This window comes from Paenibacillus endoradicis (genome assembly GCF_024721975.1).
The window spans coordinates 869,672-887,811 of sequence record NZ_JANQBB010000001.1; the positions used below are offsets into that span (position 1 = coordinate 869,672).

An 18,140-nucleotide genomic window follows, 5' to 3' on the forward strand; every position below is an offset into this window, starting at 1 on the left:
AGGGGGTTGAACGATGAATCTGGTAGAACCGTTACTACAGTATGCAGCGCAGCAACCCAATAAAATTGCATTATCCGATGGAATAAAGTGTCAATCGTATTCTAATTTGGTACGGAAGATGAAAAAAGTAGCACGAGGATTAATTCAAAATGGACTTACTCGCGACAACGTTGCGATTCTCTCTTCAAATCGTATGGAATTTGTAGAGGTTTTCCTAGGTACCATTTATGCAGGCTGTGTCCCTATCCCTATTGATCCCAAATGGAGTACAAACGATATAAGCATCATAATGCAGCAGTGTGAGCCTAAAGTTATATTTACAGAGACTGAATTTGCAAACAAGTTAGTCATGCAGGACAGTGACGTTCAACGCCTCACATTTTCTGACGACGATAATGGTTCGTATGACAACTGGTTACATCCTCTAAAGCCTGAAGCAACCATAGATGAATCCAATGAATTATTATTTATTGGATTTACTTCAGGTACAACAGGTGCGCCGAAAGGGTATTTACGCACACACTCATCATGGTTTAATAGCGTCAAGGCGACGAGTGAAGCTTTTCAACTAAACAACTTGGAACAAATATTAGCTCCAGGTCCATTTGTTCACTCCTTGTCGTTATTCGCCTTAATGCAGAGTCTACATAGTGGTTCAACTTTCCATATCGTAAAAGATTTTAATTCAGCATCTATTTTGCAGTTGTGCAAAGAGGTTCCCGATATGATTTTGTTTGTTGTGCCAACAATGATAGAATCCATGATGCAGCAAGGTTTACAAGGTAAAACACACATTCAAGCAATAATAAGCTCAGGTGGGAAATGGTCAGATGCATCTAAAATAAGGTGCAGTGAGTTCTTCAACGGAGCAAAGCTATATGAATTTTACGGTTCATCTGAAGCTAGCTATATCAGTTATTTAGATATTGATAATAAAGATAAATATAATTCCGTAGGTAAGCCGTTTTCAGGTGTTCAGATATCCATTCGTGATGAACAATTTCAGGAGGTAACTACTGGTATCATCGGGCAGTTATACATACGAAGTAACATGATGTTTGCTGGATATCATAAAATGCCCGAAGTAACTACGGCAGCATTCAGGGACGGATGGCTCATTATTGGCGATTATATGTACACTGATGAAGATGGGTACTTATATCTGGCTGGACGAGCACATAACAAGATAGTATCGGGCGGATTAAATATATATCCAGAGGAAATAGAAACTGTACTTCTACAAATCCCTGAAATAGAAGAAGTAATAGTGATTGGCATTGCAGATGAATATTGGGGAGAACAGGTGATATCACTAATAAAGTGGAATGGACAACAGCGTTTAACTTTAGCAAATATTAAAAAATTCTGTCGTCAACATTTAGCGAAATATAAAGCCCCAAAACAGATTATTACGGTAGATCAGTTCATCTATACGAGTAGCGGTAAGATTGCTCGTCAAGCAATGAAAGAATACACGAAAAGAGTGATGTTATGACAGAGGCTGTTATTGTTATGGCAAAACGTACGCCTATTGGTAAGATTGGTGGCGTGTTAAGTACTATTGAGCCAGAAGTATTATTGTCATCTCTTATTCAGCATATAGTAGCTTCAACGAAATTACCGTCCGACTTAATTGATGATGTTATAATTGGTAATGTGATTGGTCCTGGTGGGAATATAGCACGAGTTGCTTCGCTAGAAGCTGGGCTACCAGTCACAGTTCCAGGTGTAACCATTGATCGGCAGTGCGGGTCTGGTCTAGAGGCCATTAATATAGCTGCCCGATTCATTCAGAGTGGAGCAGGTGAAGTTTATTTGGCAGGTGGTGTTGAAAGTACTAGTCGAGCGCCATGGAAAATGACCAAGCCAGTAACGTTAATGGGAGTTCCGAAACTATACACACGAGCACAATTCACGCCTAACTGCTACGGTGACCCTGATATGGGAATTGCAGCAGAAAATGTCGCAAAACATTACGAGATTACTAGGGAACAACAAGATATATATTCCTTGAAGAGCCATCAAAAAGCGATTCAATATGAGCAATCTGGCCGATTTCAGCATGAGATTGTACCCATACAAGTCCAAGGTGCATGGGTTAACGTTGATGAGTGCCCAAGAGCCAATACTAGTCTCCAAAAGTTACAACAACTGAAACCAGTATTTCTGGAACAAGGGACAGTAACTGCTGGTAATGCTTGTCCCCTGAATGACGGGGCTGCTCTAGTCCTCATCATGTCACTTGAAAAATGTCGAGAGCTTGGACTTAAGCCTATTTTGCGTGTGGTGGATGCTCAAACTGCAGGGGTAGATCCTAATTACTTAGGTATAGGACCTGTTCCGGCGGTGCAAAAAGTGCTGAGTCGTCAGCATTTGACGGTAGACGATTTAGACATCGTGGAGTTTAATGAGGCATTCGCTTCACAAGTGTTGGCCTCATTGCAAGAACTTCGAATTCCACAGAAGAAAGTCAACCTTGGAGGTGGAGCTTTAGCAATTGGCCATCCATATGGTGCTTCTGGAGCGATTTTGATGACACGCTTATGTTCAGAAATGCAGAACAAACCATACAATAGAGGCCTTGCGACTCTCGGTATTGGTGGTGGGATAGGTATAGCAACACTAGTGGAGGCGGTCGAATGACTAGTGTTCAATTTCGTCTGCAAATTACGGAAGATTGGATTTCTCGTTATGCTCAAAGTATTGATTCACCACTGCAAACTATTAATAATCAACTTATTGCGCCCGCAACTATGCCGATTATTTTCTGGCGAGCATTCGAGATACCTTGGCTAGAGATAAATATGAGTGCACCCTTAATTCATGGTATGCAAAGTTTTATATATGAGAGTCCGATTATTGCGGGTATGAACTTGGATTGTGAATTACAGTTAACGAACATAGTTAAGAAGACAAGTAGAAATGGCTCACTAACACTTTATTATCACAAACTTATTTGTAAATGTGACGGGGCTATGATCGTAACAGCAGAAACAGTATTGATTCGAGTAGGTGATCAAGATGAAGAAACTAATAACAAGTAAAGCGATCAAACAATATGCGGCTGTTTCAAAAGATAACGCTGATATACATCTCAATGCTGAAATCGCTATGAAAACAGGCTATAAACGACCTATTGCACATGGAATGTATGTGATGGGTCTAGCACAATCAATATATCTAATCAATCATCCAACGAAATGGATCACAAACTATAGTATGAAATTTCAAGAGCCACTTTTAGTAGATACTGTGGTGATTTTCGAATATAAGGAATGCAACGGTGAAATCGTTGTGATCGTATCGATTGAATCTGGTGAAGTCATTGCATCAGGTGCTTTATCGGTGAAAGAGAGGTAATTATGACGAAAGTAGCCATTATTACTGGAGCAACGAGAGGTATAGGCCGTAGCATTGCCATTCAATTAAGTCATGTTGGTTATATAATAGTAGTTAATGGTACCAATCAATTATTAATCGACGATGTGTTACATCAGATTCATCGAATGGGTGGTCAGGCATGGGGTTATTGTGGCAACGTTGGAGATGCTGTAAAAGTCTCGACGATGATAGATTCCGTTATTGCTAAGTATGGTCGGATTGATGTATTGATACATAACGCTGGTAATCTACATGACCAACAATGTTTGCATATGACGGATGAACAGTGGCATTCTGTAATAAATGTTCACTTAAACGGCGCCTATTATTGCATTCAACGAGCGCTGTCTCATATGCAAAAAACTGGAGGTGACATACTATTAATGACCTCTACTGCTGGGTTACTCGGTTCTATTGGACAAGTGAACTATAGTGCGTCCAAAGCTGGAATACTTGGAATGGTGTGGACACTTGCTGCTGAACTAAAGCGTAATCGCATTAGAGTTAATGGTATTTCACCAGCTGCTTTAACCGATATGACTAGACCTATTATCGAGCATATGCAAGAAAAGTGTAAAAGTCGTAATGAACCTTTTCCAGATTATTGGAAATTGGGGGAATCAGATGATATTGCTCGCTTTGTAGTTACATTACTAAGTCAGCAGGATGCTGATTTAACAGGTGAAATATTTGGGGTTAACGGTTCGATGGTGACGAGGTGGCAAAAGCCGGAGCCAGTCTTTGTTGATAACAGCCTGGACTCATTTTTTGCAAATTGGCGACATGAGAAAGGAAAGAAATGAATGCTTACATTCGATCAAGTTCGTTTTTATTATAAAAAAGGACAGCCAGTTGTAGAGAATTTGGACTTAACAATTGAACAAGGAGAATTTGTAGCAATTGTTGGAGCAAATGGTTGTGGAAAATCAACGATTGCAAAACTAATGGATGGACTGTTGCTTCCCAAGGAAGGCAGCGTGAAATATAACGGTTTACACACTTCAAAGCAATCAGATCTAAATATGATTCATCAACAAATTGGCATTGTTTTTCAAAATCCAGAAGATCAATTTATTACCACAACTGTTATGGATGAAATCATATTTGGATTGGAAAATATACGTGTGCCGAGGGAGGACATCCATAGCAGACTGGATGATGCACTACGAGCTGTTCAGATGGAGGATTATAGAGAGATGATGCCGCATCAACTATCAGGTGGTCAAAAGCAAAGGGTGGCTATTGCGGCAATTTTGGCAATGCGTCCTAATGTTATCATTTTTGATGAGGCTACTTCTATGTTGGATACTCAAGGCAGAGATCAGATAATGTCCATTATGCATGAACTTCATCGCCAAGGGATGACTGTCATTGTCGTTACTCATCATATGGAGGAAGTACTTTATGCAGAACGTGTTTTACTCATTCATCAAGGTAGACTTGAATTTGATGGTGAACCAAGTAAGTTATTCTTAGAAATCGATATCGAGAAGTATCAGTTAGAGCTACCATTTGCAGTAAGAGTACACAATACCTTTCACCTCATATCGCCTGTTCGTGCAGATTGGAAGGAGATGATTCGGTTACAATGGTCTATCAACTAAATGATATTAGTATTAAATATAATGATCGCGTAGTTTTACACAATATCAATTGCACCATTCAAAGTAGCAAATGGATTTCAATCATTGGACAAACTGGGGCAGGTAAATCTACATTCGTCCAAATGTTGAAAGGTCTAATCCCCAATGTAACTGGAGAATACTTGATTGATCAGCAGCCTATTGTAAGAGATCGGAAAGGACAGATAAAAGTCATTCCCGATATAGGTTATGTTTTTCAATATCCGGAGCATCAATTATTTGAAACGACAGTCTATAAGGAACTTTCTTTTGCGCCGAAAATTAAAGGTTATTCAGATCAACAAATATTGAAATTAATTGAAGCTATTTTACCGCAGGTAGGTTTGACAGAAGATATTCTCCCGCAAGCACCATTTCAATTGAGCGGTGGTCAAAAACGCATTATAGCTATCGCATCGGTATTGATGATGGAACCCAAACTGCTAATTTTGGATGAACCAACAGCAGGTCTTGACCCAGTCAATAGAGTTAACTTATTACAACTACTACAACAATGGCAACAACAACATAATCGAACTATTCTATACGTATCTCACCAAATGAATGATGTTGCTGAGTATTCGGATGAAGTCATAGTTTTACACGAAGGGAAGCTTGAAGGGCATTTCGATACGAACCATTTATTTTTGGAGCAAGCGGAGCTATTGGAAAAACTCGGATTGTCACTACCTGAACCTGTTCAACTTTTAAAGTTAGTGGAAGAACTATCTGGACTAAATATTGAAGTTTCAAGCTGTAAGGAAAGGTATATTTTCGAGAAAGTATTGCCAATCTTACATGCAAGGAGTTTATAAATGGATAACAATGTATTAATAGGACAATATCGGGAGACGAACTCCATTTTTCATCGACTAGACCCACGTACTAAGATATTAAGTATACTACTCTTGATGGTTAGCTTCCTTTTGCTAGATTCGTTAGCTAGCTACACGATTGCAACGATCTTCGTAATAAGCATATTGTTACTATCAAAGATCCCTTTACATGTTTTTGGCAAAGGCTTGAAACCTATCTTTATCATACTAATGTTCACCTTTTTTTATCATGCAGCATTCACTCCAGGAAACGTCATTTGGTCTTGGTCATTTATCCATTTAACAGTGGAGGGGTTACTGAATGGAGTACGTTACGTTTGGCGTATCCTTTTGCTCGTCTTACTTGCCTCAATATTAACGTTAACTACAAAACCACTAACCTTAGCAGATGGCTTAGTTAAATTGCTGTCACCGCTAACTAAATTTAATGTGCCTGTGGAGCAGTTTGCATTAATGATCGTCATTGCGATTCGTTTTATCCCTACCATTTTTCAAGAACTACAACGTATCATTTTAGCACAAAAAGCTAGAGGTTATGATGTAACTGCTTTGCCGATTCACAAAAGAATCTTTGCATATATTCCAATGCTAATTCCGCTATTATTCACGATCATTCAGCGTGCTGAACAACTAACTTACGCGATTGATGCACGAGCATATGGTAATGGTAAAGGGAGAACAACTTTTAAATTGATGGAATTTCAACAATTGGATTATCTAATCGGCTTAATCGTTATTTTAATTATAGCTATTTTGCTGCTTTTATAGATTGGGGGGAGATAGAATGTTCATCTATGGGGATGTCATAGATAATGAAACACGTTGTGTTCATTATCATACGGAAAAAGATATTGTTGCTATCAAGTTTAAATGCTGTAATAACTATTATCCTTGCTACAAATGCCATGAGGAACATGCTAAACACAGCATCGAACGGTGGCCACTAAAGCAATTTGACGAATTAGCTATCCTCTGTGGTAGCTGTCACTCAGAAATAACGATTCATCAATATATGAATGCAGCAAATTGTCCTCATTGTGAGGCAATCTTTAATGAGCGGTGTGCGCTTCATTATCATATTTATTTCGAAGAGTAGCTTTCAGAAAGTGGGAGAGGGTGACGATGATGAATTGGGAGACAAGAGTAACCGAACTATTACAAATAAAGTACCCAATTATTCAAGGTGGACTTGCCTATCTAGCATATGCTGATCTCGCTTCAGCAGTTTCCAACGCAGGTGGTTTAGGTCAAATAACTGCTATGAGCTTGCCTAGTGACGACGCCTTGCTCCAAGAAATTAAACGTGCACGTACTTTAACAAACAAGCCATTCGGTGTTAATTTTGCTATTGGCATGCATGGTATTGATTATAAGGAGCGCGTCAAGATTGTAATAGATGAGCAAGTATCCGTGGTTACAATTACTGGAGGTGATCCTACAACAATATTACAGATGTTACAACCTACCAATGTCAAATCAATGGTGCTCGTTTCTTCGCGCAGACAAGCACAAAAAGCTGAACAACTAGGTGCATCCGCGGTTATTGTTGTTGGTCATGAAGGTGGAGGACACCTTGGACGTGATGATGTTGGCACGATGGTGCTCGTACCACAAGTCGTTGATGCCGTTAAAATCCCTGTTATTGCATCAGGAGGTATTGGTGATGGCCGTGGATGGATGGCTGCTTACGCGCTTGGAGCGGAGGGAATCGAAATGGGAACCCGTTTCATCGCCACTCAGGAATGTGTCGATGCATCTGCTTCATATAAAGAAGCAATAATTAAGAGCTCTGAGGTTGATACCTCTGTGATCAAACGTTCCATACATTCTCCTGCTAGAGTATTAAGAAGTGACTACACTGATAATATTCTCGCTATCGAAAAAGCTTCACCAACCTATGAGGATTTAAAAAACTACATTAGTGGTGAAGCGAACAAACGTTGGATTCATGAAGGAAAGGCCGAAGCAGGCTTTGGATGGGCAGGTCAGGTGATCGGCATGATCAATGATATTCCGACGGTTGCAGATTTGGTTGAACGAATGGTTAAAGAAGCAGAGCAAGTCCGAGGGAAATGGAGAGCATAGCGTTCAATGATGCTATTTATTATTTTGAAGATGTTGATGTCATCGTTATTTTTAAGCAAGAAGATACACATCTTGATATTTTCGATATTATAAGCAAACATAAAGTTGATTATGATATTATTTTGCACAGCATAGTTTCAGAGCAAACAGAGATTATTCATTTTTATTTCACACCTGATAACGATAATGAGCATCTGCAGATTGAGCTTATTTCAGAGTGTGATGATACATTGTTTGTACGTCCAATATGCAAATGTGAAACACCACATTTCTTAATGCCATTAACTTCACATGCATAACGGCTATTAGCTTAAATGTATTGGGGAACCGTTCGATGTATTTAAATGTTATATTGACCTACATCCTTTTTAGAGCTCGGTCTTTCGACCAGGCTCTTTTTTTGTGAAGTTTTTCTCAAAATTTCGATGTGGAAAATAATTGAATATAGTTATGGAAAAGTGCAACCATTCTAACTGGTAATCGTCATAATATAGAGGGAAAAATTGGGGGTAAATTATGGACGATCAATTATTTATGCGGGATTGGGCGTTATCTCAATATATAACAAACTTAGCGCGTACATACTTGGAACCAGAAATATCAGTTGATGAGACGATGAAAAAGTATTGAACTCACCAGAATACGATGACTGGTGTAGGGAGATGCGCATATTTGGCATTGCATGTGATCAACGATTTTATTATGAAGATATACATGGGAGATTAGGTATGAAAGTAACAGCTCAAAAATTAGGATATGAAATCGCACAGATAGGAGGTACTAATGGCAAATTTACGCTTAATGGTGTTAGTAATTATGTTTGAAGTACTTATTACCGCTTTATTTGTTCTCGGTATTTATTATGATTTTTCGATATTCCCTTTCTTCGAGACAGCGGTCACAACCGCAGGTCCTGTTGCACAATCAACTAGCTTCAACGCAACAATCCCGTTAAATATGCCTACGCTCTCAGATATTAAAGTCCCCTATACCCACTTACAAACTGGTACCCAGTCATGGGGAATGTTATCAATTCTGCTATCAGCAGTATTTGTAGTTTTACAAAGCTTTGTTCGCGGTATGTATCTTGGAGGGCTTAAAGGCTCCATACAAAAAGGAATATCGATACCATTGTTTGCCTGTGGACGAAAATATTTCAAAGGAATGCTAGCATGGTCGATATTCCAGTTAATAATGGGTTTATTAACATTTTTCCTAGCTGCAGTATTCTTTCCAATCGGCATAATCTTAATAGTTGCTTTGATGTTTTTCTCACTCGTACCTTATTTGATTGTACTTCAAGATATATCATTTAGTGAGTCATTGTCCAATGCACCTCGAATGTTTCGGCGCTATTTCTGGTCGATGTTTCCATTAGCTTTGCTTGCATTATTGGTCACATTTTTCATAAGTCTTACGAAATCATTGACAACACCGTGGGGGTATGCGATTCCGCTCGTTGCATATGCAATAGTTGGGACTTGGCTAATCGGGGAGTTTATGAAGCTACTCATCGTCAAGTTGCTGGAGAGTAATGAAAAGATTGCTGAACAACCATTTCATAAAGTCCGTACTAGCCGAATCTCAATATTTATTACCATCCTGCTAATACCAGTATTGGTTGGGGTCGGTATTTATTCTACATCTGGTAAGTATCTTAGTGCCTTTGACTGGGGTAGTAAAGATAAATTTGAAGGGATTTCTTACAATGCAAATTTCTCTGATATTTTCTATCTGTCGGATCAAGGGTACACAGCCTATGAGTGGCAAACAGGGGGTTTTAACATTGATATGAAACTTCCAGACTTATCAAGCGATCAAAAACCAAAACAATTACGAGGTATTGCCGATATTACTTGGCAGATCAATGAGGAAGTTCGTACTGTAAATGGAAACACGACAAATATTGATGCACAATCATTTACACGAGATAGTAAACTGTTGTACCGACTTGTTCAAGAAATTTCACTAGATGGTACGATTTACTATTCAAGCTTGAATGGCTCGGCATCGATCATTCAAGGGAGTGAAAATGCTCTAGAACCTTTATCTGTGCAGGTAATGATTAGCGGGGATGGAAGCAATATATTCGTGTTCCAATATCCAAATAACATTGATATCTCACAAGTTTTTTATGTTTCAGATAACGGAAGATACTTAATCCCGAGAATAAGTAATGTAAATCCGATGTATGTTAAAACTTACTGGTTCAGCCAACAACAAAAGGTTGAAGAAGTTTTTGAATTACTAGCATCTAAAAACAAATCAAATTATGTGAGTTCGTTTAACCGAATATATGTAGCGCTTGCTGTAGCGATGCAGGAAGCAGATGGTAATATGGTCTTAGATATTTTGGAAATGTCGAGACAGAACGATATAAATGTGAAAGCACCTGATTGGGATGAACGTCAGTGGACGGATTACTTACGGAAGCAATACGAAGGGACCAGCTTACAGCATTCATTGAATTATATGACCAAAGCTGGAACTCAATCTAGTTATGAAGCTAAGGAAGTATCTGAAAAAAGTAATGAGACGATCGCTTCCTATTTAGTCGAAGTACCATTCCCGAATGAGACGATAACTATCCATTATGAGGAGAACAAAGAAGATGGCAGATTGCTGTCCATCACCGTACTCGACTAACTGAATTTAATGTCAATCTGGTAATTTGAAACATACAGGGGAGTGTCAGTATAGATCTAGGCTTTATAACATATTCTAAGTTGTATGCGTAGAAGGAAGGGAGTGTTGCGATATGTCAGATGAAAAGAATTATATTCATAATGATCATGAACTTACTGATAATAATGATCAAAGGCAGAATAAAGTTCATGGCGGTGAGTACCGTAATGGTCGACTTAGCCAAATTAAAAATAATAACCCCGATGGTGATGAAGTACCGAATGAATTTATAAGTAAAAAAGAATAGTTTAGATTAATGAAATAGGAGCGAAATGGACTAATATGAACACAGCCATTTTCGCTCCTATTTCAATTTTTTATATTATAATTATTTCCATTCCGCAATCCTTCCAATAGGTAGACGCATTGCAAGATAGCCTAATAATAATCTTTATAAAAGATCCTATAACATATAAGGTTAAATTATAAGTTGACATAATGTACACTGAGAGATAGATTTAATGAAAGTAATTACTAGAAAGTGATCGGTATATGAAAACTTATAAATGGATAGCTCTTTTTCTTAATTTATCTTTATTTATCATACTCTTTCTAAATTCGGAAAGCTTAATGGGTTGGATAAGTGTACATGATGATAGCAGTTTGTTTATTGTTTTTTTTGTGAGTACGTTATTAGCGTCAATACCTGGAATTCCGTTTGGAATTGTAAGTGCTGTAATGGGTGCAAAGTATGGGATATTTCTAGGGACATTTATAAGTGTATTAGCATCAACTATATCCTCTGTAATTATCTATACACTATTTCGGTATTTATTGCTCCAACAAGGAAATAAGTTACTTAACAAATATCGATCAATTGCTCAATTTGATCGTATCATAAAGAATCACACATTTGGGATGATTTTTGTTGCTCGTATACTTCCTGTAATGCCTGCTTTTGTAGTTAATATCTATTCAGGCGTATTCGGTTTATTATTCAAGTCATTTTTCTGGGCAACAATGATAGGAAAAATCCCAGTTATGACTGTGTATACTTTAATTGGTGATAATATGTTATCTGGTTCTAGGGATTGGATCATAATCTCAGCAATTTATATCTTATTCATCATAATTATTTACTTCGCTTATCGATATTTTCTAAATAGAAGGGCTGTTAAATTAGAATAGAGCATCGATGTTCGGAAGTGATTCTTGACAGGAGTGTTGTATCATTGCTATTATAGATACTTAAAGTCTATGATGTGACGTGACAAAGCATATAACATTGAATTGAATTACTCATTAAAAAAAGTTTCTCTTTACCTCTCTATATTTATAGACATAATATATCTGGAAAGACTTTAAGGAATCATACAAAAAGGAGAATTTATCAATGAATAGTGAACTATCTAACAATAATTCCAACCCTGAATCAAATCATTATCAACTAAATTTTGTCACTTCTCTTGGGGCTGACGCTATGTTTTTGTTACAGCCTCAAAAAGGGGAACGAATTTTAGATTTGTGCTGTGGAAATGGGAATTTAACAGCACAAATCGCAGCTGCCGGAGCAATCCCTACTGGTATTGACCTGTCGGAAGACATGATCAAGCGAGCAAAGGGAAATTACCCGGATCTTAATATACATGTAGCCGATGCCACTCAATATCGAACGGATACTCACTTTGATGCTGTTTTCTCCAATGCTGCCATACACTGGATTAAAGATGCTCCAGCAGTTGCTTCCTCAATTTGGTTAGCACTTCGAGATGGTGGACGATTCGTAGCTGAATTTGCTGCTAGCGGCAATATTGCCGTAATTACTAACGCTATCAAGCAGGAGCTTCAGGCACATGGTTATGAATGGGAGGGACGGAATCCGTGGTATTTTCCTACTATTGGTGAGTATACTAGCCTACTGGAGCAGACTGGTTTCAGAGTTATGTTCGCTCAGCACTTTGATAAACTATCTCCCCTCAAAGGAGATGGAGGTATACGGAGATGGTTAGACGGGTTCAATGATCACTTCTTTCACGATGTCTCATCAACAGACAAAGCGTCGATCTACAATGCCATCGAAGATAGAGTTAAGCCTCAGCTAGAACAAGATGGGCAATGGTTAATTGACACATCCCGCATGCGTATTATTGCAATCAAAATTTGAATAGCATAACAGTTGAGTTCACTTATAGCCGCCAATGACATGGTGGCTTTTTTTACTTAAAAAGTTAACAATTTAGGTAAATGCAAAATTTTTGTAACATATATAATGCTACCTTCGTCTGAATATAAGAAAGGAGCTGTCTATTGATTATGAGAAAGTTTAAAGGAAAGATCATAGTATCGACCATAGGTATCTTTATTATGTTGTTAGTTATAGGTATGTTGGAGTTTCAATATGGCATGATTCAAAAAACAGTATATACATATAAAGTGAAACACTATCTTGAACAAACATATAACGAACCTATGATCTTGAAACGGGTTAATTACTTATGGGACAATATCGAACCTATCAGTGCTAGAGTATCCCCTAAGAGCTTAAGTAACCTTGAATTTATTGTATACCCAAGCAATGAGGATTCCTCAGAATTACGAGATAACTATATGCACACCCTATGGCTTTATCAGGCAAATGAAGATCTGAATACGAGTTTAATGGAGGTGGAAAGTGATTTCACTAAGCTACCTTATATCGACTTCACTTGTTGTGAAGTCGGCAGTAATAATGTCAGTTTAAGAGGGGGGAAAGTTTCTTCATACACAGAAGAAAATTTAACTTTCGATGTAACTTTCCAACTTAATCGAAGTATGCAGGTAAATGATTTCGAGCAGATGTACCAGATTATTACTGTATTAAAGCAAAAGGAGCAACCTACTTTTGGTACAATACTTTTTTTACTACAACCAGAAGATGAATCATATCGTATCGAATATAAAATACCAGGTGAATCTATAGAGAAGATTCATACTATAGAAGACCTCAAATCCTACAATGAGAGCCGCTTTCCGGCTAGACAGATTGCTTCTATGATCGGAGCTGAAGTTAAGTGGGATGCAACGACCTCACGGGTAGTATTTACTAAAGATGAAATCGTCTTGGACATTAATAGTTGGGGTGCAGAAGTTCTGATAAATGGAACTCCTGTTCAGAACCCATTACCCTCATACGCAGGAGACAAAGGGGAAATACTAGTTCCTGTAGCTATCTTAGAACAAGCATTTCAATTAGAAGTTCCCTTAATAATACCATCTTCTAAATGATTCTTTAACAGATTAAACGTTCTTATGACAAAGAAAATAGTAAAGAGGAGCAGCTTGCCACGGCATCTGCTCCTCTTTAATTGATCTAGATGTTTCTCTCTAACAATGAACCCAATTGTTCTGCTAATTGCTCGTGCGAGATAGGTCTTTCATTAGTGAACCACCATTCCACGACCCCTACATATGCCGATGCAACAAATCTAACGATAATATCTTCTTCAAATCCCTGGTTTATACCTTTGGTTAAATCCACTTCATTCGTAAACTCTTCGACAAGAAGATTTAAGAAACGATTTCGAAAATACGGAGCGCCTTTACTCGCTAACATCATCGAAAAGAAGGAGTAATTATTCTCAAAATATTCGGTCCACATCAGCGTTGACCCAATGAAGTCCATATCAGCTGCAGCATGGCATGATTCTCGGAGTTCATGGATATGCGATTCTATAAGCTTATCAAGCAAATCATACTTATCCAAGTAATGAAGGTAGATCGTTCCTCGGCTTACATTCGCTCTGTCAGAAAGTTCTTGGATGGTAATGTCATCAAACTTTTTCTCTGACATCAGATCAATAACTGCTTTTCTTAATGCTTCCTGAGTTTTGAGGATTCTTCTATCCACTTTAGTCATTAAAGTTCACCAACCTTCTGAAGATAATAAACAATTCTCAGCATTTGTTTATTACAAATCAAATTACACTAATCTAACATTTAAATGTTTTCTGTATAAGAAGATATTAATAGACATGAGTTCATTAATGTATCAATATTCATTATTGTACCTAAATCTGATTTTAATGTAAACAAAGAAGCAGTTCGCATTCAGCAACTGCTTCTTTGCTTTATCTATAATATAATTATGAAAGATTCGTTACCAACAACTTGTCAACTTGCTCGTCCATGACATGAGGAGGATAAGGCATATCGTTGTTGAACCACCATTCTACGATACCTACATAAGCTGGCGCAAAAAATTGAAGTAGTATATCTTTATTTATTCCACGTTTTTCACCCTCAATCATTTCCCATCCATTCTGGATATCATCAATTACAAATTCTAGGAAGCGTTTGCGAAAAAATGGTGCTCCTTTACTTGCTAACATGGATGAGAAAAATAAATAGTTACATTCAAAGTATTCGAACCAAGTCATTCCCCGATCTTTAGAATCCATTTCTGATTCGGATAAACATAGAACTCTTAGTTCGTTAATATGTTCCTCAATAAGTTTATCAAGCAAATCAAATTTATCCATGTAATGAAGATAGATCGTTCTGCGGCTAACATTGGCTCTATCGGAAATATCTTGTATTGTAATTTGATCAAATTTCTTTTCTGACATCAGTTCAATAATAGCTTTTTTAATTGCATCTTGAGTTTTTAGTATTCTTCGATCTACTTTAGACACTCATTAGTCACCTAGCTTTCAATTTAGTACACAATTATCTTCTAATTGAGCATTAATTCACAAAACAACATCTTTTAGTAATTGCGAATAATCTATAACTCCAATAATATTACACACGAGTGCAGTAATTCAACCAAGTGTATTGAAGCGGGAGATTGGTGCGAAACTGTTAATTTTATAATTTGAGATGTTTATATGATCAGTTAGATATATCCATAAATAGTGAAGGGGTTTTTATGTATGAGCAAGCAAAATAATTTATTTATCTATATTTTAATAATCGGAGTTTTTGGCATCTTAACAACTGAAATGGGAGTAATAGGGATATTACCTCAGATTGCAGATTACTTTCATGTCAGTGTTTCAAAAGCGGGGCTGTTAGTAAGTCTTTTCGCACTTGCAGTTGCTATTGCCGGTCCTACGATGCCGTTATTATTTTCTGGTATAAACCGCAAGACAGTAATGTTACTTGTACTCGGTATTTTTGTTTTGTGTAATATAATATCAATATTTGCACCAAGCTTTACCATCGCGATTATTGCTCGTGTTATTCCAGCATTTTTCCATCCTGTTTATTGTTCATTGGCTTTGACAGTAGCTGCTAGCTCGGTGAGTAAGGAAGATGCTCCAAAAGCTGTTTCTAAAGTCATGCTGGGAGTGACTGGAGGAATGGTTCTTGGAGTACCAATCGCAAATTATATTGCAAATGGAACTTCTGTAGAAATAGCAATGTTATTTTTCGCTATCGTAAACGCTCTAGCATTCATAGCTACTTGGATATTTGTACCAAGCATGCCCGTTACTGAAAAGCTTTCTTACGGATCTCAATTAAGCATATTAAAAAAGCCTATTGTATGGTTAGCTATTGTTGCTGTCGTATTCATAGCTTCAGCAGGTGCTAGTGTTAATAGCTACATTGCAGAGTATCTTGGCACCATTACTCATATCTCAGGTAAAACGTTGAGTTTGGTGTTATTTCTTTATGGCTTGGCTAGTTTAATTGGAAACTTTGCTGGAGGAAAGTTACTTTCTAAAAATGCAAGGCGAACGGTTATATTATTTCCTGTTGTATTAGTAATCGTTTATCTATTATCATTTCTAACCGGTACGTCTACTGGGCCAATGATGGCAACAGTCGTATTATGGGGTTTATTCTATGCAATTGGTAACTTGATTAGTCAATATTGGATAACCTCTGCGGCTCCTGAAGCTCCCGATTTCTCAAATGGATTGTTTCTCTCGTGTGGGAATTTAGGAATAACTATCGGTACTGCTGTAGGAGGAATGTTCATAGCGGGTATGGGCACACAATACATCGTTTTAGGAGGCGTGTTATTCTTGGTATTGAGTTTGTTAGCTATTTTACTAAGAATTTTTATCTATAGTTCTAGAAATCAATATTCTAGATAAGGACTTCAAACATGAATCCATAGTATTGAAATCAAAAGTACGGTAATAAATCTAATTGAATCATTTATTATAATGAACTAAATACAATAACTTGTTCATTAATAAACAAAAATCAGTATTTTAACAATTGAAAGCTTCATCTATACAGTTAATAATAAATATAGTTACTGAAGTAATGCTCTCCTGAGCATCAGCTATTTATAAAGTGATAATCTTACAGCAGAAAATGCTATAAGCGTATATAGAAATCAAGTTATCATTTGAGGAGGTCTGCATGATGGAACGCTTATGGACGAAGTCATTTATTCTGATGACTTTGAGTCTACTTTTTCTATTTACTGCTTTTTATATGCTGTATCCAACGCTACCTCTATTCATTAAAGAGATGGGCGGCAACGAGAAACAAGTTGGTCTTGTAATGGGGGCGTTAATGTTATCATCCGTTATTTTTCGTCCACTTGTCGGTGGGCTACTGGATCGGTTCGGTAGACGTCCGTTTATTATCTGGGGGCTAATCATATTTATAATTGCCATGTACATGTATAACTGGATTGGTGGAATCATCATGTTGATTGGACTAAGAATACTACACGGCATGAGCTGCGCAGTTTCTACAACCTCCATGATGACGTCTATTACAGACATGATTCCAACTACTCGTCGAGGAGAAGGCATGGGTTGGTTTAGCATCTCCATGACTTTAGCTATGGCTATTGGTCCAATGTTTGGACTTTGGATTATGCAAATCCTATCGTACGAAGCTATGTTTCTATTTGGAGTGGGACTCTCTACTATAGCGTTGTTTTTAACTTTCGGTGCGAAAATGCCGTTCAGACCAATCACGAACAGGAAGGGAATCCAAATTTTCGAAAAATCTGTCTTACCTGTCATGGCACCAATTTTCTTTCTATTCATTGCATATGGAGGTATTACCACGTTTGTTCCACTATTTGCTGAGGGTATCGAATTGAATTCCGGTGCATTTTTTATGGTCTATGCCGCAACACTGGCTTTGTCCCGTCCAATTGCCGGAAAATTATCGGACCGTAAAGGTGAGATATTTGTCATAGTGCCAGCTCTTATCATTACCGTTATAGCTTTAGTCGTCTTGAGCTTATCGACGAGTTTGTTCGGCATGCTTGTTTCGGCTGTTCTATATGGGATCGGCTTCGGATCAGCACAGCCTGCCCTTCAGGCAATAACACTTCATCTTGCTCCTGAGGATCGTAAAGGTGCTGCCAATGCTTTCTTCTCAACCGCTACTGATCTCGGTATTGGTCTGGGTGCAATTGGTCTTGGCCTCGTGTCCGAGTACATGAACTACAAAGTATTATTTATGGTTAGTGCATTTTCAGTAGTCATTTCCTTTTTACTGTTCTATTTTTATGTAAGACGTTTGTTGAGAAAAAAACATCAATCGCCTTTAGTTGAAAGTTGAGGCAGTTTCACTGTCCCCCAATAATAATGAAGAGCAGATACTCCGTTTAATAATTCTAATCCTTCTATTTATC

General features: G+C 37.7%; 21 protein-coding genes. 19 read left to right on the forward strand and 2 right to left on the reverse strand.

The genetic code is table 11. From position 1 onward, the window contains the following. The first annotated feature begins 13 nt into the window (after window positions 1-13). From NV377_RS03950 to NV377_RS04030, 17 genes are all read left to right on the forward strand, one after another. Window positions 14-1,495 carry an AMP-binding protein gene (locus tag NV377_RS03950; protein WP_258199857.1) on the forward strand — a complete coding sequence of 494 codons (1,482 nt, stop codon included), beginning with the start codon at window positions 14-16 and terminating at the stop codon, window positions 1,493-1,495. Beyond that, window positions 1,492-2,643, forward strand: coding sequence for a thiolase family protein (locus NV377_RS03955; RefSeq protein WP_258199858.1), 1,152 nt, complete (start codon window positions 1,492-1,494; stop codon window positions 2,641-2,643). Before NV377_RS03950 ends, NV377_RS03955 begins: the two co-directional genes overlap by 4 nt. Then, window positions 2,640-3,044 (forward strand): FAS1-like dehydratase domain-containing protein, encoded by a 405-nt coding sequence (locus NV377_RS03960; protein ID WP_258199859.1) that lies wholly within the window; start codon window positions 2,640-2,642, stop codon window positions 3,042-3,044. Before NV377_RS03955 ends, NV377_RS03960 begins: the two co-directional genes overlap by 4 nt. After that, window positions 3,022-3,360, forward strand: coding sequence for a MaoC family dehydratase (locus tag NV377_RS03965; RefSeq protein ID WP_258199860.1), 339 nt, complete (start codon window positions 3,022-3,024; stop codon window positions 3,358-3,360). Before NV377_RS03960 ends, NV377_RS03965 begins: the two co-directional genes overlap by 23 nt. A gap of 2 nt (window positions 3,361-3,362) precedes the next feature. Continuing rightward, window positions 3,363-4,184, forward strand: a complete 822-nt coding sequence (locus NV377_RS03970) for an SDR family NAD(P)-dependent oxidoreductase (RefSeq protein WP_258199861.1) — start codon at window positions 3,363-3,365, stop codon at window positions 4,182-4,184. Further along, window positions 4,185-4,985, forward strand: coding sequence for an energy-coupling factor transporter ATPase (locus tag NV377_RS03975; RefSeq protein WP_258199862.1), 801 nt, complete (start codon window positions 4,185-4,187; stop codon window positions 4,983-4,985). Beyond that, window positions 4,970-5,818 carry an ATP-binding cassette domain-containing protein gene (locus NV377_RS03980; RefSeq protein WP_258199863.1) on the forward strand — a complete coding sequence of 283 codons (849 nt, stop codon included), beginning with the start codon at window positions 4,970-4,972 and terminating at the stop codon, window positions 5,816-5,818. The genes NV377_RS03975 and NV377_RS03980 overlap by 16 nt, the downstream gene beginning before the upstream one ends. After that, entirely contained in the window at window positions 5,819-6,607 is a 789-nt protein-coding gene (locus tag NV377_RS03985) for an energy-coupling factor transporter transmembrane component T family protein (protein WP_258199864.1), read from the forward strand. It abuts the gene before it with no gap. Window positions 6,608-6,623: 16 nt separating this feature from the next. Continuing rightward, a complete protein-coding gene (locus tag NV377_RS03990; protein WP_258199865.1) occupies window positions 6,624-6,935 on the forward strand; it encodes a CHY zinc finger protein in 312 nt (103 codons plus the stop codon). Window positions 6,936-6,964: 29 nt separating this feature from the next. After that, window positions 6,965-7,924: an NAD(P)H-dependent flavin oxidoreductase gene (locus NV377_RS03995; protein ID WP_258200362.1), complete on the forward strand. Its 960-nt coding sequence runs from the start codon at window positions 6,965-6,967 to the stop codon at window positions 7,922-7,924. Beyond that, a complete protein-coding gene (locus NV377_RS04000; protein WP_258199866.1) occupies window positions 7,912-8,223 on the forward strand; it encodes a hypothetical protein in 312 nt (103 codons plus the stop codon). Before NV377_RS03995 ends, NV377_RS04000 begins: the two co-directional genes overlap by 13 nt. Before the next feature lie 363 nt (window positions 8,224-8,586). Next, window positions 8,587-8,748, forward strand: coding sequence for a hypothetical protein (locus NV377_RS04005; protein ID WP_258199867.1), 162 nt, complete (start codon window positions 8,587-8,589; stop codon window positions 8,746-8,748). Then, window positions 8,708-10,570 carry a hypothetical protein gene (locus NV377_RS04010; RefSeq protein ID WP_258199868.1) on the forward strand — a complete coding sequence of 621 codons (1,863 nt, stop codon included), beginning with the start codon at window positions 8,708-8,710 and terminating at the stop codon, window positions 10,568-10,570. The genes NV377_RS04005 and NV377_RS04010 overlap by 41 nt, the downstream gene beginning before the upstream one ends. 112 nt (window positions 10,571-10,682) lie before the next feature. Further along, the gene (locus NV377_RS04015) at window positions 10,683-10,856 is read left to right on the forward strand and encodes a hypothetical protein (RefSeq protein WP_258199869.1); all 174 of its coding nucleotides are present in this window, start codon (window positions 10,683-10,685) and stop codon (window positions 10,854-10,856) included. Between the two features lie 245 nt (window positions 10,857-11,101). Next, window positions 11,102-11,737: a TVP38/TMEM64 family protein gene (locus NV377_RS04020; RefSeq protein WP_258199870.1), complete on the forward strand. Its 636-nt coding sequence runs from the start codon at window positions 11,102-11,104 to the stop codon at window positions 11,735-11,737. A 205-nt stretch (window positions 11,738-11,942) separates the two neighbouring features. Then, a complete protein-coding gene (locus NV377_RS04025; RefSeq protein WP_258199871.1) occupies window positions 11,943-12,713 on the forward strand; it encodes a class I SAM-dependent methyltransferase in 771 nt (256 codons plus the stop codon). A gap of 149 nt (window positions 12,714-12,862) precedes the next feature. Next, entirely contained in the window at window positions 12,863-13,813 is a 951-nt protein-coding gene (locus NV377_RS04030) for a stalk domain-containing protein (RefSeq protein WP_258199872.1), read from the forward strand. Window positions 13,814-13,898: 85 nt separating this feature from the next. On the opposite strand, the gene NV377_RS04035 is transcribed toward NV377_RS04030, so the two are convergent. Both NV377_RS04035 and NV377_RS04040 read right to left on the reverse strand, forming a co-directional pair. Further along, window positions 13,899-14,444, reverse strand: a complete 546-nt coding sequence (locus tag NV377_RS04035; RefSeq protein ID WP_258199873.1) for a TetR/AcrR family transcriptional regulator — start codon at window positions 14,442-14,444, stop codon at window positions 13,899-13,901. Window positions 14,445-14,670: 226 nt separating this feature from the next. After that, on the reverse strand, window positions 14,671-15,219 hold the full coding sequence (locus NV377_RS04040; protein ID WP_258199874.1) for a TetR/AcrR family transcriptional regulator: 549 nt from the start codon (window positions 15,217-15,219) through the stop codon (window positions 14,671-14,673). A 240-nt stretch (window positions 15,220-15,459) separates the two neighbouring features. On the opposite strand from NV377_RS04040, the gene NV377_RS04045 reads away from it, so the two are divergent. Beyond that, window positions 15,460-16,629 carry an MFS transporter gene (locus NV377_RS04045; protein WP_258199875.1) on the forward strand — a complete coding sequence of 390 codons (1,170 nt, stop codon included), beginning with the start codon at window positions 15,460-15,462 and terminating at the stop codon, window positions 16,627-16,629. 277 nt (window positions 16,630-16,906) lie between these two features. Next, window positions 16,907-18,067 (forward strand): MFS transporter, encoded by a 1,161-nt coding sequence (locus NV377_RS04050; RefSeq protein ID WP_258200363.1) that lies wholly within the window; start codon window positions 16,907-16,909, stop codon window positions 18,065-18,067. The last annotated feature ends 73 nt before the right edge of the window (window positions 18,068-18,140 follow it).

What these genes read in the sequence shown, in the direction of transcription:
- NV377_RS03950 (WP_258199857.1), top strand. Translation starts at nt 14, where the DNA reads ATGAATCTGGTAGAACCGTTACTACAGTATGCAGCGCAGCAACCCAAT.
- NV377_RS03955 (WP_258199858.1), top strand. Translation starts at nt 1,492, where the DNA reads ATGACAGAGGCTGTTATTGTTATGGCAAAACGTACGCCTATTGGTAAG.
- NV377_RS03960 (WP_258199859.1), top strand. Translation starts at nt 2,640, where the DNA reads ATGACTAGTGTTCAATTTCGTCTGCAAATTACGGAAGATTGGATTTCT.
- NV377_RS03965 (WP_258199860.1), top strand. Translation starts at nt 3,022, where the DNA reads ATGAAGAAACTAATAACAAGTAAAGCGATCAAACAATATGCGGCTGTT.
- NV377_RS03970 (WP_258199861.1), top strand. Translation starts at nt 3,363, where the DNA reads ATGACGAAAGTAGCCATTATTACTGGAGCAACGAGAGGTATAGGCCGT.
- NV377_RS03975 (WP_258199862.1), top strand. Translation starts at nt 4,185, where the DNA reads ATGCTTACATTCGATCAAGTTCGTTTTTATTATAAAAAAGGACAGCCA.
- NV377_RS03980 (WP_258199863.1), top strand. Translation starts at nt 4,970, where the DNA reads ATGGTCTATCAACTAAATGATATTAGTATTAAATATAATGATCGCGTA.
- NV377_RS03985 (WP_258199864.1), top strand. Translation starts at nt 5,819, where the DNA reads ATGGATAACAATGTATTAATAGGACAATATCGGGAGACGAACTCCATT.
- NV377_RS03990 (WP_258199865.1), top strand. Translation starts at nt 6,624, where the DNA reads ATGTTCATCTATGGGGATGTCATAGATAATGAAACACGTTGTGTTCAT.
- NV377_RS03995 (WP_258200362.1), top strand. Translation starts at nt 6,965, where the DNA reads ATGAATTGGGAGACAAGAGTAACCGAACTATTACAAATAAAGTACCCA.
- NV377_RS04000 (WP_258199866.1), top strand. Translation starts at nt 7,912, where the DNA reads ATGGAGAGCATAGCGTTCAATGATGCTATTTATTATTTTGAAGATGTT.
- NV377_RS04005 (WP_258199867.1), top strand. Translation starts at nt 8,587, where the DNA reads ATGCGCATATTTGGCATTGCATGTGATCAACGATTTTATTATGAAGAT.
- NV377_RS04010 (WP_258199868.1), top strand. Translation starts at nt 8,708, where the DNA reads ATGGCAAATTTACGCTTAATGGTGTTAGTAATTATGTTTGAAGTACTT.
- NV377_RS04015 (WP_258199869.1), top strand. Translation starts at nt 10,683, where the DNA reads ATGTCAGATGAAAAGAATTATATTCATAATGATCATGAACTTACTGAT.
- NV377_RS04020 (WP_258199870.1), top strand. Translation starts at nt 11,102, where the DNA reads ATGAAAACTTATAAATGGATAGCTCTTTTTCTTAATTTATCTTTATTT.
- NV377_RS04025 (WP_258199871.1), top strand. Translation starts at nt 11,943, where the DNA reads ATGAATAGTGAACTATCTAACAATAATTCCAACCCTGAATCAAATCAT.
- NV377_RS04030 (WP_258199872.1), top strand. Translation starts at nt 12,863, where the DNA reads ATGAGAAAGTTTAAAGGAAAGATCATAGTATCGACCATAGGTATCTTT.
- NV377_RS04035 (WP_258199873.1), bottom strand. Translation starts at nt 14,444, where the DNA reads ATGACTAAAGTGGATAGAAGAATCCTCAAAACTCAGGAAGCATTAAGA.
- NV377_RS04045 (WP_258199875.1), top strand. Translation starts at nt 15,460, where the DNA reads ATGAGCAAGCAAAATAATTTATTTATCTATATTTTAATAATCGGAGTT.
- NV377_RS04050 (WP_258200363.1), top strand. Translation starts at nt 16,907, where the DNA reads ATGGAACGCTTATGGACGAAGTCATTTATTCTGATGACTTTGAGTCTA.